Annotated in this window: 12 protein-coding genes; 6 read left to right on the top strand and 6 right to left on the bottom strand. The window is 42.8% G+C overall.

Annotated elements, in window-relative coordinates; all coding sequences use genetic code 11:
• The first annotated feature begins 54 nt into the window (after positions 1-54).
• Positions 55-1,230, top strand: a complete 1,176-nt coding sequence (locus tag HMPREF9969_RS05495) for a trans-sulfuration enzyme family protein (protein ID WP_009434827.1) — start codon at positions 55-57, stop codon at positions 1,228-1,230.
• The gene (locus HMPREF9969_RS05500; RefSeq protein ID WP_009434880.1) at positions 1,227-2,408 is read left to right on the top strand and encodes a MalY/PatB family protein; all 1,182 of its coding nucleotides are present in this window, start codon (positions 1,227-1,229) and stop codon (positions 2,406-2,408) included. Before HMPREF9969_RS05495 ends, HMPREF9969_RS05500 begins: the two co-directional genes overlap by 4 nt.
• A 763-nt stretch (positions 2,409-3,171) precedes the next feature.
• Here HMPREF9969_RS05500 and HMPREF9969_RS05505 read toward each other — a convergent pair.
• The 3 genes from HMPREF9969_RS05505 to HMPREF9969_RS05515 form a co-directional block, all read right to left on the bottom strand.
• A complete protein-coding gene (locus HMPREF9969_RS05505) occupies positions 3,172-3,660 on the bottom strand; it encodes an HU family DNA-binding protein (RefSeq protein WP_036895157.1) in 489 nt (162 codons plus the stop codon).
• Between the two features lie 217 nt (positions 3,661-3,877).
• Positions 3,878-5,506 (bottom strand): hypothetical protein, encoded by a 1,629-nt coding sequence (locus HMPREF9969_RS05510; protein WP_009434797.1) that lies wholly within the window; start codon positions 5,504-5,506, stop codon positions 3,878-3,880.
• A gap of 36 nt (positions 5,507-5,542) precedes the next feature.
• Entirely contained in the window at positions 5,543-5,755 is a 213-nt protein-coding gene (locus tag HMPREF9969_RS05515; RefSeq protein ID WP_036895214.1) for a hypothetical protein, read from the bottom strand.
• A gap of 701 nt (positions 5,756-6,456) precedes the next feature.
• On the opposite strand from HMPREF9969_RS05515, the gene HMPREF9969_RS05520 reads away from it, so the two are divergent.
• The 4 genes from HMPREF9969_RS05520 to HMPREF9969_RS05535 all read left to right on the top strand — a co-directional run bounded on the left by HMPREF9969_RS05520 (position 6,457) and on the right by HMPREF9969_RS05535 (position 12,114).
• Positions 6,457-7,629, top strand: coding sequence for a dicarboxylate/amino acid:cation symporter (locus HMPREF9969_RS05520; RefSeq protein WP_009434922.1), 1,173 nt, complete (start codon positions 6,457-6,459; stop codon positions 7,627-7,629).
• Between the two features lie 86 nt (positions 7,630-7,715).
• A complete protein-coding gene (gene pepT / locus HMPREF9969_RS05525) occupies positions 7,716-8,939 on the top strand; it encodes a peptidase T (protein WP_036895158.1) in 1,224 nt (407 codons plus the stop codon).
• A 318-nt stretch (positions 8,940-9,257) separates the two neighbouring features.
• A complete protein-coding gene (locus HMPREF9969_RS13185; protein WP_255346218.1) occupies positions 9,258-9,485 on the top strand; it encodes an endonuclease domain-containing protein in 228 nt (75 codons plus the stop codon).
• Between the two features lie 358 nt (positions 9,486-9,843).
• Positions 9,844-12,114, top strand: coding sequence for a cation:proton antiporter (locus tag HMPREF9969_RS05535; protein WP_009434849.1), 2,271 nt, complete (start codon positions 9,844-9,846; stop codon positions 12,112-12,114).
• A gap of 168 nt (positions 12,115-12,282) precedes the next feature.
• Here HMPREF9969_RS05535 and HMPREF9969_RS05540 read toward each other — a convergent pair whose 3' ends face one another.
• The 3 genes from HMPREF9969_RS05540 to HMPREF9969_RS05550 form a co-directional block, all read right to left on the bottom strand.
• Complete coding sequence (locus HMPREF9969_RS05540; protein WP_036895216.1) at positions 12,283-13,578, bottom strand: histidine-type phosphatase; 1,296 nt, start codon at positions 13,576-13,578, stop codon at positions 12,283-12,285.
• A gap of 684 nt (positions 13,579-14,262) precedes the next feature.
• On the bottom strand, positions 14,263-14,799 hold the full coding sequence (locus tag HMPREF9969_RS05545) for an HDIG domain-containing metalloprotein (protein ID WP_036895218.1): 537 nt from the start codon (positions 14,797-14,799) through the stop codon (positions 14,263-14,265).
• A 75-nt stretch (positions 14,800-14,874) separates the two neighbouring features.
• Complete coding sequence (locus HMPREF9969_RS05550; protein WP_009434858.1) at positions 14,875-16,653, bottom strand: biotin/lipoyl-binding protein; 1,779 nt, start codon at positions 16,651-16,653, stop codon at positions 14,875-14,877.
• Positions 16,654-16,660 lie beyond the last annotated feature (7 nt).

The following is a 16,660-nucleotide window of genomic DNA, read 5'->3' on the forward strand; positions in this document are numbered from 1 at the left end:
ATGAAGAGACAAGCTCCTTCTTATTCAAATACACAACTCAAACAATAAAGAAATATGAAGAAACAAACACAGGCTATCCACCTGTCTTACAAGCGTCGGGATGCTTATGATGCTTTAAGTATGCCTGTATATAATGCAGTTGCCTACGAGTTCGACAATGCCCAAGTAATGGCTGATGCTTTCTGTGGACGTATTGATGCCCCAGACTACTCTCGGGTTGAGAATCCAACAGTAACGAATCTGGAGTTGCGAATCAAAGCTTTGACAGGTGCAGAGCGTGTAACGGCTCTTAACTCGGGTATGGCTGCCATCAGTAATACAATGTTTGCCATCGTTGAACAAGGTAAAAATGTAATTACATCACGCCATCTCTTTGGCAATTCCTACTCTCTTTTGACATCAACTCTCAAACGACTTGGAGTAGAGGCAAAGCTTTGTGACCTTACAGATGTTGCATCTGTAGAGGCTCAAATAGATGAGAATACATGCTGTTTGTTCCTTGAGATTATGACAAACCCGCAGTTGGAAGTAGCCGACGTAAAGGCTTTGGCTGATATAGCACATAGACATGGTATTCCTGTTGTTGCCGATACGACGATTATTCCTTTCACTCAGTTCTCTGGCAAGGAGTTGGGAATTGATATTGAGGTGGTGTCTAGTACGAAGTATATCAGTGGAGGGGCTACATCATTGGGCGGACTTATCATCGACTATGGAGCATACCCAGCTATCACCGACCGATTGATGAATGAGATGCTATTTAACCTCGGTGCATACATGACACCACAGGTTGCTTACATGCAGACATTGGGCTTGGAGACGCTTGAGGCACGTTACCGCATACAGTCAAGTAACGCCTTAGAATTAGCAAAGAGACTGCGCACACTTGCACCTATTCGCAAAGTAAACTATGTTGGATTGGCTGATCATCCTTATCACGAGCTATCAGTTCGCCAATATGGAGAAACTGCTGGTGCAATGGTAACCATTGATTTAGAGAATCAAGAGGCTTGTTTCAGGTTCCTCAACAACCTAAAACTCATTCATAGAGCCACAAACCTCTTCGATAATCGCACACTTGCAATACACCCTTCAAGTACTATTTTCGGCCTATTTACACCCGAGGAACGCACAGCTATGGACATATTTGATACGACCATCCGCCTCAGTATTGGATTGGAGAGCGTTGATGATCTGTTTGATGATATTAAACAAGCATTGCATGTATGATGAAGACGTATGATTTCGATACTTTGATAGATCGTTCGGGGAGTGGTGATTTAAAGCATGAAGCCCTCCTCCCACGTTGGGGACGTAATGACCTCTTACCTTTATGGGTGGCTGATATGGATTTTGCCACGCCCGATTTCGTGGTAGATGCACTCAAAGAGCGATTGAATCATCCTATCTTTGGCTATACTGTTGACCCATCCGATTATCGTCCTGCTATCATCGATTGGATTCGTACACACCATCATTGGGAAGTTAAATCAGAATGGTTAAGTTTCATTCCTGGTATTGTTAAGGGGATAGGTCTTGTCGTAAACGTATTCACAAAGTCTGATGAGAAGGTGATTATTCAGCCTCCTGTCTATCATCCTTTCCGCCTAACTCCAGAGGGGAATCATAGGGAGGTGGTATTTAATCCACTACTTCGTCGTGAAGATGGATACTACGATATGGACTTTGAAAACCTTGAGCAGGTTTGTGATGAGAAGTGTCGTGTGCTCATCCTATGCAATCCTCATAACCCAGCTGGACTATGTTGGTCGAAGGACACATTGGCTCGTTTGGCTGATTTCTGTTATCAACATCACATCCTTGTCATCAGTGATGAGATACATAGTGACATGGCACTTTTCGGTAATCAACACGTCCCCTTCGCTAGTGTTTCCCAGCATGCTGCAGACATTAGTATTACTTTCGGCGCACCAACCAAGACGTTTAACATGGCTGGAATCGTTAGTTCTTACGCCATTGTTCCTAATGCAGAATTACGTGAGAAGTTCTTTGGTTGGCTAAAAGCAAACGAACTTGACGAACCTACGCTTTTTGCTCCTATTGCCACGATTGCCGCTTTCCGTAAGGGTGAAGAGTGGCGTAAGCAGATGTTAGCATACGTGGAAGAGAATGTGAAATTCGTGGAGGAATATTGCAGAGAGTACATTCCAGGCATACATCCATTACGCCCTCAAGCAAGTTTCTTGATGTGGTTAGACTGCAATGAACTAGGTCTCAACCATGAACAACTCCTCGATCTCTTCATTGACAAGGCTCATCTGGCATTGAATGATGGTGAGATGTTCGGTCCTGGAGGCAAAGGTTTCATGCGTTTAAACATCGGAACCCCTCGCTCCATACTACGTCAAGCGTTGAACCAGTTGGCTGATGCTGTAAGAGGACTATAGGGAAGCCCCTTCTCAAAGAGGGATGTTTCCCTTATTCCGTCCTATCCGGATAATATTTTGAAGACACAACAAACATATTTTAAAGACATAGTAACATATAACAACAAATTGTTGTAGCAACAAAATATGTCATTAAAAAATATGTATCTATGGCGTCATATCTAAACCCTATGTTACTACAACCTTGCGTTCATTTGTTACTATGCCTTCAAACCCTATGTCATTAAATAATATGTTCTTCTGGCATTATGTCTAAACCCTATGTTACTATCCCCCTATGTTCGTATGTTACTAAGTCTCCAAAACTTATGTCATTAAATAATATGTTCTTCTGTCCTTATGTCTAAACCCTATGTTACTACCCCCTTGTGTTCGTATGTTACTCTGTCTTCAAAGCCTATGTCATTAAATAATATGTTCTTCTGGCATTATGTCTCTAAATCCCATGTTCTTCTGTCTCACACAAAAGCCCCACCCCGTTAGCTTGGGGTGAGGCTGTACCACGGAAGCGAGAGAACCAAATTAATACACTAGTTTTGAAAGACATTAATTTCACAATTAATATAATCGAGTTGTCTTATTACAGAACGATTAATACCCTGAATCAACCTTAAATGCTCCCGTGGTATAAAAAAGAAAAAGCCTCCCCAAGCCCCTCCAAAGGAGGGGATGTCCCTAACCCTACTTACATACTTTCGGACTATTCAAACTATACCAATAAGGACATCCCCTCCTTTGGAGGGGCTTGGGGAGGCTTTCTTTCCTAACCTGCTACTGGTCCATTCTCTTCTTTATTCTCCTTTTCTTTCGGTTCGGGAGTAAGGTTTTTCTTCTTTCCTTTCTCTTCTCCCTTCCATTCTTCCCACTCAATATCCACGTCTGACAGTCCACGCGTGGAAACACGACCCTTACCAGCACCACGATAGCGGGTTTCAGGAATGAAACGGACACGCACACCACGAATCAGGGTTGCATTTACATCTTCTGGTTTATCAACCCCGTTCTTACTTGTCACCGCTGTAAAATAGAACGAGCCTACACCATCAAGTTTTACCGAGCGACCCTGCGACATGTAATCGCCCATTACACCGCCCAGAGCTGTTAACACAGCGCGCACATCGGCAGGGCTAACCGTCGACTCGGCGGCAATACGTTTTGCAACCTGCTCGGTTGAAACTGGGCTCATCACTAGAACGGACTTTGCATACCATTTTCCGTTCACATTCATTTTGGTTTTCTTGTAAAATCCCATAAGTAAAAGATTGTTAAGCTGAGGAACGTAATTGTTAACATCGACGAAATGTACTTTCGTGGGGCACGGAAGTACAATCCGTGCCCCACGGTTCCGACACCCGTGCCCTACAAGTCCTACTTCCGTAGCCATCAAAATTACGCCTACTTTGGCATGGACTTTGCTAAGCTTTGCCTCCAATTTCGCTCCTCAGCATATTAATAATTATTGTTTATAGTTACTCAAATGGCATTGCTACTGCACCGTACCAGATTTCGAAAAAATTTTCAAAACTTACTTTACTACTATTAAAAGTCATTCCTTGTGCAGAAGCATACGAAAGTCCTCCTCCAACATATCCAGTATATGAGGATGAAGACCAAAAATGTCCAGCAACTCCAACGTCCTTGAGTGTACCTGATCCTCCATGTTGCCCGTATATAATAGCTTCGGGATGTCCACCTAATGCTGGCAGATAAAAATAATTAGGTAATTCTGTTGCTGTGGGCAAAGTAGTGCTTGGAGGATTATCGAACAAAACAGCGGTATTGCGTAGATCCGTCGTATTATCAGCAGCTACAGCTTTCATGTGTGCCAGAGTAACATGTTCATCCGTGGCTATCTGGTCTATCTTCTTTAGCCAGATTCCACCTTTATAAAGATGCCCCATTGTCACCCAAAGCTCATCTGCATCCCAGCGAGGGCTACCTTTCATAACATACCAGCTTATCTCGTTGGAATTAGGCAGAGTCTTGAAAAGAGAAGTAGCAGCATCATGGTATTGATATGGGCCACTTGGTCTGGGATGACGAGAAACATCACTACCTATAATAGGGGCATTACTGCCAGTTGTGCCGTTTGTGGTAGGCTGCGTAGGATTAGCAGAATCCCATTCATATCCAGACCAGTAATTCTGCTGAGCATCCCATGTATAGTAATCATGACCAGAATAAACACGAGTATTTAGGTTAGCAGCAAGATTATAATAAGTATTGGCTGCATAACCACGTGAAGGAATAACCTTTGTGATAGTACCCTCAACGTTTGTTACAATATCCTTCACCCAATAGCGTATCTTGAGCGTATGTGTTCCTGGCTTAATAACCATGTAAGCCCCGTTTGTCTCTACGCTAGCTGCGGCGTTGGTCAATGGGAATCCGTTAGCATAGGCTCCGCTGCCTTGTGTTGTAAGGACAATTTGCTTGCCACTACCCGTACCAGACAAAGTCCCTGTGACAGGATCAAGAGTATAAGTGTCGGTGATATCATCATCAGAGTTTACCTCTATCTTGGTCAGATAACAGTTCTGCAATACCGTGTTACTTGTGTAAGGTTGGAAAATCAAGTAAGTAGCTTGGTGATCAAGCTTGAAACTAAAAGACTTCCCGCCTACTACACCAGTTGCATCTGCCATTCCACAATCGCCTGATACTCCAAAGTGATCGGTTGTATTCGGTTTTACCTGGGTCTGCGAAGAAGAAATGACTACTTGGTCGTTGCTGCTGTTCTTGCCTGGATAATAAACTTTATAGGTTGCTTTACCACCAAATTTTCCAGGCACCTTAAACTTAAAAGATGCAGTCTTAGCTGTTGGGGCATTGCTACTTTTCCTCCATACGTTGTCATCATCCTTTACATAGATATAATCGCCTGATTCCCAAAAGAATTTACCTGTCTGCTCCATTGATGTACGCGTTACAGGCTCACCAGCCACGAACATCGTTAGGTTCTTGTCGTTCTCTGTGTCCGTACCATTACCAGCCTGAGCAACATCTTCATTAGCACAAGAAGCAAACGCCAGTGCTATGCCGCAAAGTACCGTCAGTGATAGCAGACGGGGCTTTAATAACTTTTTTTTCATTTCCATTTTAAAGTTTTGTTTTCTTTCTTATTGATAACTCTCTTAATCCTCCCATGAAGAGGATACTTCCACACCGTTTTCGTCCTCTACATCCTCCCATGTAGCTACTGACTTAGCACTAGAGATTGTCCCACCGGGCTGTGCAGGATTGTGCTGACTTGGGAATGAAGTTTCCATCAAATTAGTGGTTTCGTTTACTTGGACTATCATGCAATTAGGTGTAGAATAATCCCTTTTAGTTTGTTCTTTTCTCATAACTTTATTGATTAAAATAGCTGTTATTTCGTTCTTATTTTGCTCTAAATCGAGTTCACAAAAGGGCATAAAAAAGCGAACAAAGGAAACTCCTAGAAGTCCTTTGTTTACAGGGGTTACGGCACGCTTCGCGCGCGCGTATGCGAGAAGAAAAAATGTGTTATTAGACGCTAGGTGCGCATATTGTGTGTGTGTGTGTGTGTGTGTGTTAGCAAATTATTTGGATTGACCAAAGATAAAGTGCAAAAAGATGCAAAGAATCGGATAATTCTTTGCAGTACTTCATTCACTTGATATGTCATTGCTAATTCTTTCACGGCGGCAAAGGTAAGAAGAATAAATTAACTAGCCAAATAAAATAGGGAAAAAGAAGCCTCACCCCCGCCCCCTCTCCGAATGGAGAGGGGAGTGAATAGTACTGTTTGCAGGGGATTTGCTGACTAAATGGATAGGGTGTTTTTCATGTGTTTACTATATAATAAAGGTGGTTCAAGGAATATGTCATTAAAAGAATATGTCTCTCTGTCATTATGTCTAAAGAATATGTTACTAACGCTTCACGTTACTTTAGTCTTAAAGAATATGTCATTATGTCTAAAGAAAATAAAGGACTGAAACATGAAAAATAAAATATAAATGTCTATCTTTGCAACTAGCTTTTATTCCTTAATTATAAACTATTACTAACATACAAGTACGATATGGAGAAGAAAAGAAGAATCGGGCTCTTGCCAAGAGTGATTATCGCAATCCTATTAGGTATTGCTTTGGGCTATTTCCTTCCAGCCCCTGCAGTAAGAGTATTCCTCACGTTTAACAGTATTTTTAGCCAATTCCTTGGCTTCATGATTCCATTGATCATTATCGGGCTCGTGACTCCTGCGATTGCAGGAATTGGTAAGGGAGCAGGTAAGATGCTATTAGCAACAGTTGTGATAGCATACGTTGATACTGTCGTCGCTGGTAGCTTATCCTACGGGACAGGCTCATGGCTATTCCCATCAATGATTGCCTCAACAGGAGGAAGTATGCCCCATATAGATAAGGCGACAGAGTTAGCCCCTTACTTTACTATCAGCATCCCAGCAATGGTTGATGTAATGAGTGGGTTGGTATTCTCTTTCATCGTAGGTTTAGGTATTGCTTATGGCGGACTTCGCACGTTGGAGAATGTCTTTAATGAGTTTAAACACATTATAGAAAAGGTGATTGAAAAGGCTATCATCCCTCTCCTACCTTATTATATATTCGGTGTTTTCCTCAATATGACCCATAACGGACAGGCAAGACAAGTGTTATTAGTGTTCTCACAGATTATCATTGTCATCCTTGTTCTGCATGTTCTTATCCTCATTTATGAGTTCTGTATTGCTGGAGCCCTTACTAAGCAGAACCCGTTCCGATTACTATGGAATATGCTACCAGCTTACCTCACAGCATTGGGAACAAGCTCTTCAGCAGCAACGATACCCGTCACTCTGGCACAGACAGAGAAAGCCGGTGTAAGGAAAGAGGTGGCAGGCTTCGTCATTCCCCTTTGTGCTACCATCCACCTCAGTGGCAGTGCGATGAAGATTACCGCATGTGCGCTCACTATCTGTTTATTGACAGGTTTACCACATGATATGGGCTTATTCATTTACTTCATACTTATGTTATCCATTATCATGGTGGCTGCCCCAGGCGTACCAGGCGGTGCAATCATGGCAGCATTAGCCCCATTAGCAAGCATCTTAGGTTTTAATGATGAGGCACAAGCATTGATGATTGCCCTTTACATTGCAATGGATAGCTTCGGTACTGCCTGCAACGTAACGGGTGATGGCGCAATTGCCATTGCCATTAATAAACTCTTTAAAAAGAATAAACTATAAAAATATATAGCAAAGATTACCACATTAGACTATCTTAAAAAGATGTTGTACCTTTGCAAGAAAGACAATTAAATATCTGTAAGAACATGGAAATAGTAGAACGATTTATCAACTACACGAAGTTTGACACACAATCGGCAGAAGACTCCGAGACCGTGCCAAGTACTCCCAAACAACTGATTTTTGCGAACTACCTCAAGGATGAGCTTGAGCGTGAAGGACTAAAGGATGTTGAAATAGATGATATGGGGTATATCTATGCAACGCTCCCTTCCAACACGAAGAAGAAAGTTCCAACAATTGGATTCATTTCTCATTACGATACAGCACTCGATGCTAGCGGTGCAAACATCAAGGCTCGTGTCATCAAGAACTACGATGGTGGCGATATACAACTCAACCCCAACATGGTTAGTTCGCCACGTCAATTCCCAGAGCTATTGGAACATAAGGGCGAAGATCTTATTATTACTGATGGTACAACACTGCTGGGTGCAGACGACAAGGCTGGTATCGCAGAAATCGTACAGGCTATGTGTTTCCTGCGAGATCACAATGAGATTGAGCATGGAGACATCCGCATAGGCTTCAATCCAGATGAGGAAATTGGCAAGGGTGCCCATCACTTTGATGTAGAGAAGTTCGGGTGTGAATGGGGATACACGATTGATGGTGGTGACCTAGGCGAACTCGAATATGAGAACTTCAATGCTGCAGGCGTGAAGATATTGATTCATGGCGTTAGTGTTCACACTGGTTATGCCAAGGGAAAGATGGTCAATGCGAGTCGCCTAGCATGTGAGTTTAATGCGATGATCCCATCAGATGAAATCCCAGAGACTACTGAAGGTTATCAAGGCTTCTATCACCTTATTGGCATAGAGAGCCGTTGTGAAGAGGCAAAGCTAAGCTATATCATCCGTGACCATGACCGCGAGCACTTCGAAGACCGCAAGCGTTTCATAGAGAACTGCGTTAAGAAGATGAATGAGAAGTATGGTGCTGGTACTATCGAACTAAAGATGAACGACCAATACTACAACATGAAGGAGAAGATTGACCCTAATATGCACGTCATAGAGCTAGTTCTTCGTGCCATGCAACAGGCTAACATTGCTCCAAAGGTACAACCTATTCGTGGCGGTACGGATGGTGCACAGCTTTCTTTCAAAGGCTTACCTTGCCCTAATATCTTCGCAGGTGGCGTTAACTTCCATGGTCCTTACGAGTTTGTATCGGTACAGGTTATGGAGAAAGCCATGCAGGTTATCATTAATATCTGTAGGTTAACTGCGGAGTTTAATGATTGAGATACCCACCCCCTTCCCCTCCCCAAGGGAGGGGGGGATTGAGATGTTCTAAGGGACATGAGTAAGATATCAATTAGAATAAGAACGTATTTCTACAATAGATAAAACCACTATCATCAGCTTGCTTATGATGATAAGGTTAGAACAAAGACCTTTCTAAATTCTATGAATCGCTACGAAACAACGGATGCGTCGACTTACTATCTTTTACTTGAGCATGCAAGGAGGATGAGGAATAACCCCACTGAAGCAGAGAAGATTCTTTGGAAGTATCTTGCAAGTAATAGGATGGGAGTTCACTTCTGACAACAACATCCAATATATGGCTACATTCCCGACTTTGTATGCCTCAAGCAGAAACTCATTATAGAGTTAGATGGAGGATACCACTTGGTTGGGGAGCAACCACAAATGGATAAGGAACGCACTGAATGGCTAAGTAAAGAAGGTTATCGGGTTATCCGCTTCACTAATGAAGATGTATTCAATCGACTGGATGAGGTGCTGGATAAAATTGCAGAAGAGCTAGAAAATGCTAGCAAATGAGTTTAAAGGAGATAGTAAATAAGCTTAAAGAAGAGAACAAAAAAGCATAAAGGAACTCTGCAAATATACCCTATGATGTGAGCAAATATGCTCAACGTTAAAAGTAAATATACTCAATAACGAGAGCAAATACACTCCCGTTTCTCACATTCCCTCCACTAATAGGAGATTGAAGGATAGCAACAGATAAGCAACCGCCTATACCATCGTAATATAAATATTAACGCCAACCAACCTCACATATCAAGCTCTCCTCCCTTAGGGAGGAGCTGGAGGTGGGTAAAAGTATTAACAACTATCAACACCACATATCAAGCCCTCCTCCCTTGGGGAGGAGCTGGAGGTGGGTAAAACATATATGGCAGAACTACCATCACTCGTCAAAGACCTTGCGCTGATACTTGTTGTAGCAGGGTTTGTAACACTATTATTCAAGAAACTAAAGCAACCCTTAGTATTGGGATACATTGTTGCTGGATTCTTGGTATCACCTCACATGCCTTACCTGATGAGCGTTGTCGATAAGGCAAACATACACACATGGGCAGACATAGGTGTTATCTTCCTATTATTTGCATTGGGTTTAGACTTCTCCATAAAGAAGATACTCAAGATGGGAGCATCCCCCATCATAGCAGCCAGTACCATTATCCTTTGTATGACAACCTTAGGTATCGTTGTGGGATATAGTTTTGGATGGAAAGAGATGGACTGCATCTTCCTTGGCGGAATGCTTGCTATCAGCTCAACCACCATTATCTATAAAGCACTCAACGATATGGGACTCACACAACAAGGTTTCGTACCCACAGTGATGAGTGTTCTCATCCTTGAAGACATCCTTGCTATTGTGATGATGGTAATGCTTAGTACGATAGCCAGTGGTACCAACCTTAATGGTGCACAACTCTTCGGTAGCATAGCCAAGATAGGGTTCTTCCTTGTATTATGGTTCGTTATCGGACTCTTCGCAATACCTCTCTTCCTTCGTTCCACACGCAAACTCCTTAATAGCGAGACCCTCCTTGTTGTATCATTGGGCTTATGTTGCCTCATGGCTGTTATATCCACACAGGTTGGATTCAGTGCCGCTTTTGGTGCATTCGTTATGGGAAGTATCTTGGCAGAGACTATCGAAGCAGATAAAATCATTCGACTCGTCGACCCTGTCAAGAACCTCTTTGGTGCTATCTTCTTCGTATCGGTTGGAATGTTGGTCGACCCACATATCCTCATCAGCTATGCCGTCCCCATCCTCTTACTCGTTCTGACAATCCTCTTGGGGCAAGCAATCTTCGGCACAATAGGCTTCCTGCTCGGTGGTCAATCGCTGAAGAATGCAATGCGTTGCGGTTTCTCCATGGCACAAATTGGCGAGTTTGCCTTTATCATTGCTTCCTTAGGACTCTCCCTGCGTGTTATCAGTGACCACCTCTACCCAGTAGTTGTTGCTGTATCGGTTATTACCACCTTCCTCACACCTTATATGATACGTGCAGCCGAGCCAAGCTACAACTTCATCATAAAACACCTGCCGAAGAAGTGGGTGCGTCGTATCAATCACATCCAAACAGAAACTCCTGATGAGAATACAACTGGGCATAATCAATGGCATGAACTCATTAAGAAGATGCTGACGAACACGGTTATCTATGGTATTCTCTCGGCCGCCGTTATAGCTATTATGTTCTCTCTTGTACTACCAATCTGTAGGAAGTTCTCTGTTGAATGGACAGGCACGCATTGGGCTGGTAATGCTGTTTGCGGACTATTAACCATTGCTTTCATCTCTCCTTTCTTGCGTTCCATCGTGATGAAGCAAAACCATTCTGAAGCTTTCAAGACACTATGGATGGATAGGCGAATCAACCGATTGCCACTCATAGCAACCATCCTTGCACGTGTCGTAATCGCAATCAGTTTCATCTTCTACGTCTGCAACTATCTCACACGATTCCAGCATGCGTTCATTATTGCCATCGCTATCGGTGCGCTCATCCTCATGTTGCTATCAAGGCGACTGAAGGAAAGGAGTATCAAATTAGAGCGACTCTTCATACAGAACCTACGAAGTAGGGACATAGAAGCACAGGTGAAGGGTAAGAAAAAACCGCTCTTTGCCGACCATCTCATTGATCGTGATATTCATATCAGTAACTTCAACCTACCAGAAGACTCGCTATGGGCTGGTAAGACATTACGAAGTTTGCGCCTCCGCAATCGCTTTGGCGTGCATATCAGTAGTATCCTTCGTGGCTCGCTACGCCTCAACATCCCTAATGGAGAAACGATCCTCTTCCCTGGCGACACGCTTCAAGCCATTGGAAATGATGAACAGTTAACGGCACTATCAAGAGCCATCAAGTCTGAACAGCAGCCCGAAGACACCGAGATAGAGAAGCGAGAAATGAAGCTTCGCCGTGTCACCTTATCCGAATCTAGCCCTTTCATTGGCAAAACCCTCAAAGAGAGTGGTATTAGAGACAAGTATAACTGCATGGTAGTAGGCGTCGATGAAGGGCAAGATAACCTAACGCTCATCACTCCTTCCCGCTGTTTACAGGCTGACGATGTACTATGGATTGTTGGCGAAGAGAGCAATTTGGCGAAGATTCTCACGCTGAATTGAGAACCTCTCCAAGTCTTATGCTCCATACGTGCTAATTTTATTGTCATTTGATTGGTACAGAAACGACAGCAAAGCATACAAACAACAAGACGCCTTTCTCCATTTGAGAAGGGCGTCTTGCTAAAAGGAAGAGAGCATTGCTATGATAACAACCAGGGGCATAGTCGCTTATTCATGATAGCTACTTAGTTTTGAAAGATAAAACTTCTTAAAGTCGCTCCATTTATAGTAATAAGGTGCAGAAGTCTTCGGCAATGGTAGTGTAGCTTCCTCTTCATTCAATAAAACTTTCACAAGCGTTTCAGCCTTAGGCTTCCTCGGATTCTTATAGAACACGAATTGAATGTTAGCAGCCATAGGTACAATGCGTGTAGAACTCCAACCTTTCAGGTCAAGACTATCTATATCCGATACTCTGATGTCACTATTATTCAGATTAAGCAGACAGGTCAACGGCATCACCATCGTATCATGTCCGAAACGAAGTGTCGCACCGGGATGAGGAAGTGCCAAACAAGAATCGGCATCAGTGATAATCTTACGCAAGAGATTGCGCTGTGAAAAAGGTTGATTACCTCCGCTCTGTGGTGCACTAGCATATCGCAAATACCACCAAGCATTACTACGTTCCCAAAGACGATATAATTCTTCTGGGGTAAAGAGATTGTACAATGAAAGCGAATGGCGTATTTCCGAGTTCTGAACAATACTAGCCAGACTGAAAAGATCGAATGAGAGTTGCCCTGCATCCACCTTCTTTGCCACGTATTCCTTATCCTTAAAGAGGCGAGCCATCAAAGGTTTTGTGTCAATATTGCGTTTGCCCCACTCGTCAATCGTATTCTTTACAGCACTACTATCCCTTTGGTGAGATAGTGTTTTGTCTGATTGATTCATAAAATACATATCATGTGCACTCGCATCATGCCTAATACGCAAGCGAGGATTATGTCGGATTAGCTCTTGCAATTCGTTTTCCATGGACAGAATACAGCGGATAACATCCGTAGACTTAGCATCTATCCACACAGAATCACGGAAAACAGATGGGAAACGTTCGTACATTCTTCTCGCAATCTGCTGATGTTGCTGTGCTCCCAGAGGGGTCAATTCGCCCCATCGCTTATAAGATTCTGCATACATGAGGCGTAGTTTCTTCAAGACATCTTCCCCCTCATTCGTCAAAACCCCAGCAGAATCAGCCCGCTCAAGCACTTCAATCGGTCGAAGATATTGCTGCGCATGAATGAGATAGCGCGAACCATGTCGCCCGTAATGCGAGAGATACACAGGGAAATAGCCTGACGGAGCAGGTGTCAGCTTACCAGAAGGAGTCGGATAAGCTAGGTAATTGTTGGCAGAAAGTTCTGGATGAACACTAATCTGCTGTTTGAACGATTGTGCTGTGACGTGTAGAGATGCCGAAAATGCCAGCACGCAAAGCCAAAAAAGATGTTTTTTCATATCGTTTTGATTTGTTCTAATAGCAATACAAAGGTAAGCATTTTCCATAAAGGCACATAAGAATAAACTAAATAATAGCTTATTTCACTGAAATACGATAGTTGTTTTTCTATAGAATATACAACGAATAGAAGCAAAAGACGCCCACTTGTTTTGTAAAAGAATATTGCCAATTTGATAGGTTATTATTGCAATATTCTGGAAAGCCTACTTACTTTGCTCGAAATATTCGATTTTTGAGAGCAATAAGTCTTGTTGTTCTAACAGACTAATAACCAACCTATTACAAATAACGCTATCATATTATTAGAAGAAAACAGATAGATTTTAATGAAATTGGAGCATATTTTAGCCCAAAATGATGGTTATTTCCGTAAAAAACGATAGTACTTTTTAGCAAAAACGATAGTACTTTTTAGCAAAAACGATACTACTTTTTAGCAAAAACGATACTACTTTTTAGCAAAAACGATACTACTTTTCACTCAAAACGATAGTACTTTTTCATGAAAAGGTACTATCGTTTTGAGTTTATTGGTATTTAGTGACTACAAAAACCAATATTCGTTTCTAGAAAGAGCTAATTAGGAAATTTAGAATGTAAAATATCTTTCTAGTTGATTCGTCTATGAGAATCATCTAAAAAGATATTAGGAAATATTAGGAAACAGCCGAAAAAACTATCTAATCGAAGCATTTTTCCCACTCACGGAAGCGGAGAACACCCTCATCACCGAACTTCGATAGGCTCTTTTCCGCCTGTTCAATCGTCTTCTCTCGATCAAGGTGCGTCTTAGAAAAGAACTTATCGGCATAACAAATCACCTTTTCTTCCATCGTTTCGGGTAGGAAATCTTGCTGCGGAAGAGGGAGGTTTTGCGCTATAATCTGCGCTTTTGTAATCCCAGCACCCGTATGTCGTTCGCAAACACGAGCATGACGTGGGAAGCCTTCTGACCTTAATAACTCTGCTCCGATACGCCCGTGACAGATGTAAGGTTCGGTCCCGAAACACTGAATGCCAGCCGCATCGCACTTGAAAATACCGATATCATGCAGCATAGCAGCCTCCTCCAAGAACGCACAATCAAGCTTTAATTCTGGATGGTGAGCCGCTATTGCTAATGACTTATCAGCCACACTGCGACTATGAACTAGGAGGATGTGACGAAGCTCATTGTCGGTTGGGTAATACTTATTGATGATTGAAAGATAATCCATAGTCATAAACGAAAAAGTCACGGTCTTACTCAATAGCAATAGACCGTGACTTAATATTTTTTTAATGCGTTTTACTTATTCAGCATGCTCACGCTCAATGTAAGCAATAACATCGCCCTTGTTCACCTTAGCACCTTGCTTAGCGTTGATCTCTACCAACTTACCACCGAGTGCAGCTGGAACAGTGACGAATTCGCCCCAAGGTGCTTGGATATAGCAGAAAGCATCGCCCTCTTTATACTCCTTGCCAATGAATGGCTCTACAGCTGGAGCAGCCTCACCATCGCCCTGGAACTCCCAGAACAACTGACCTTTGACAGGAGCAACAAGTGCATCTGCCTTTGCATGCTTAAAGGCTGCAGCCTCTTCTGGGCTAACCTTTGCGCCGAGCTTAGCATCCTTAGCAGCTTGAAGATCAGCCAAGAAGTTCTTCTTAGCCTGTCCGCTCTTGTAGTTGCGATACTGCTCTGGGTGCATAGCCAATTCGAAGAGTTCCTCTTCATCCTGACCATAATCCCAACCATTCTCGTCCATTTCCTTGCGGAAATCCTCTAGATTGTTCTTCAACAATGTATGTGGGTCTGCATCTGTGAACTCAAGTCCCTTCTGCTTAGCTAGGTCTTTCAACTCTTGACAAATCTCACCTGGTACACGACCGCTCTTTCCGAGGATCATACCCCACATAGAATCATCCATCATAACGAAGCGTCCCTTACCCTGCTCAAGAGTGAGGAGGTTCATCAATGCGATGTTCTTAGTATATTGTGAGAATGGAGTTACCAATGGAGGATATCCTACACGAGGCCAAACATAAGCAACCTCATCGAACAACTTGATAAGCATGTCGTCAACAGAGAGTTCTTCCTCGCCCTTCTTCTTACGAAGGTTATTAATAGTAGAGCGAATACCACCGAGATCTGCCATCATTGAACCCATCATACCACCAGGTAAACCACAGCTGAGGAGTAAAGAGCTCATAATCTTATTCTGTGGATTAATGAAGTAACCTAACCACTCATCAATAAACTCTTGAGTCATGGCACGCGCCTTCATATAAGCATCCATATTAATCTCTGGAACATCAAAGCCTGCATTCTTCAACATACTTTGTACAGAGATAACATCTGGGTGAACTTTACCCCATGACAATGGCTCTATAGCAACATCGAGGATGTCAATACCATTCTTTGCAACCTCCAACATAGATGCCATTGAGAGACCAGGACCTGAGTGACCATGATACTCTAGTAATACATCTGGATGTTTCTCCTTAATACGGCGAGTAAGTTCTCCTAAGAAAGCAGGCTGACCAATACCAGCCATATCCTTCAAGCATAGTTCCTCAGCACCAGCTGCAATTTCTTCATCAGCTAATTTGCTGTAGTACTCAATAGTATGAACAGGAGAGGTGGTGATACAGAGTGTTCCCTGTGGAGTCATACCAGCTTCCTTTGCCCATTTCAATGCTGGAGCAATGTTACGAATATCATTTAAACCATCGAAAAGACGAGTAATATCTACACCCTGAGCATGCTTTACACGATACATCATCGCACGAACATCATCAGGAACAGGATACATACGTAAAGCATTCAAGCCACGATCAAGCATGTGTGTCTTGATACCAGCTTCATGCAGAATCTTCGTATAGGCACGTACCGACTCGTTTGGATTCTCACCAGCCAGTAAATTTACTTGTTCAAAAGCACCACCGTTGGTTTCTACACGTGCGAAACAACCCATCTCAATGAAGACAGGTGCAATGCGCACTAACTGATCTTTACGTGGCTGGAACTTACCAGAACTCTGCCACATGTCTCGATAAATGAGACTGAACTGTATTTTCTTTCCCATATCTTAT

Source organism: Prevotella sp. oral taxon 306 str. F0472, assembly GCF_000257925.1.
GTDB classification, from domain to species: domain Bacteria; phylum Bacteroidota; class Bacteroidia; order Bacteroidales; family Bacteroidaceae; genus Prevotella; species Prevotella vespertina.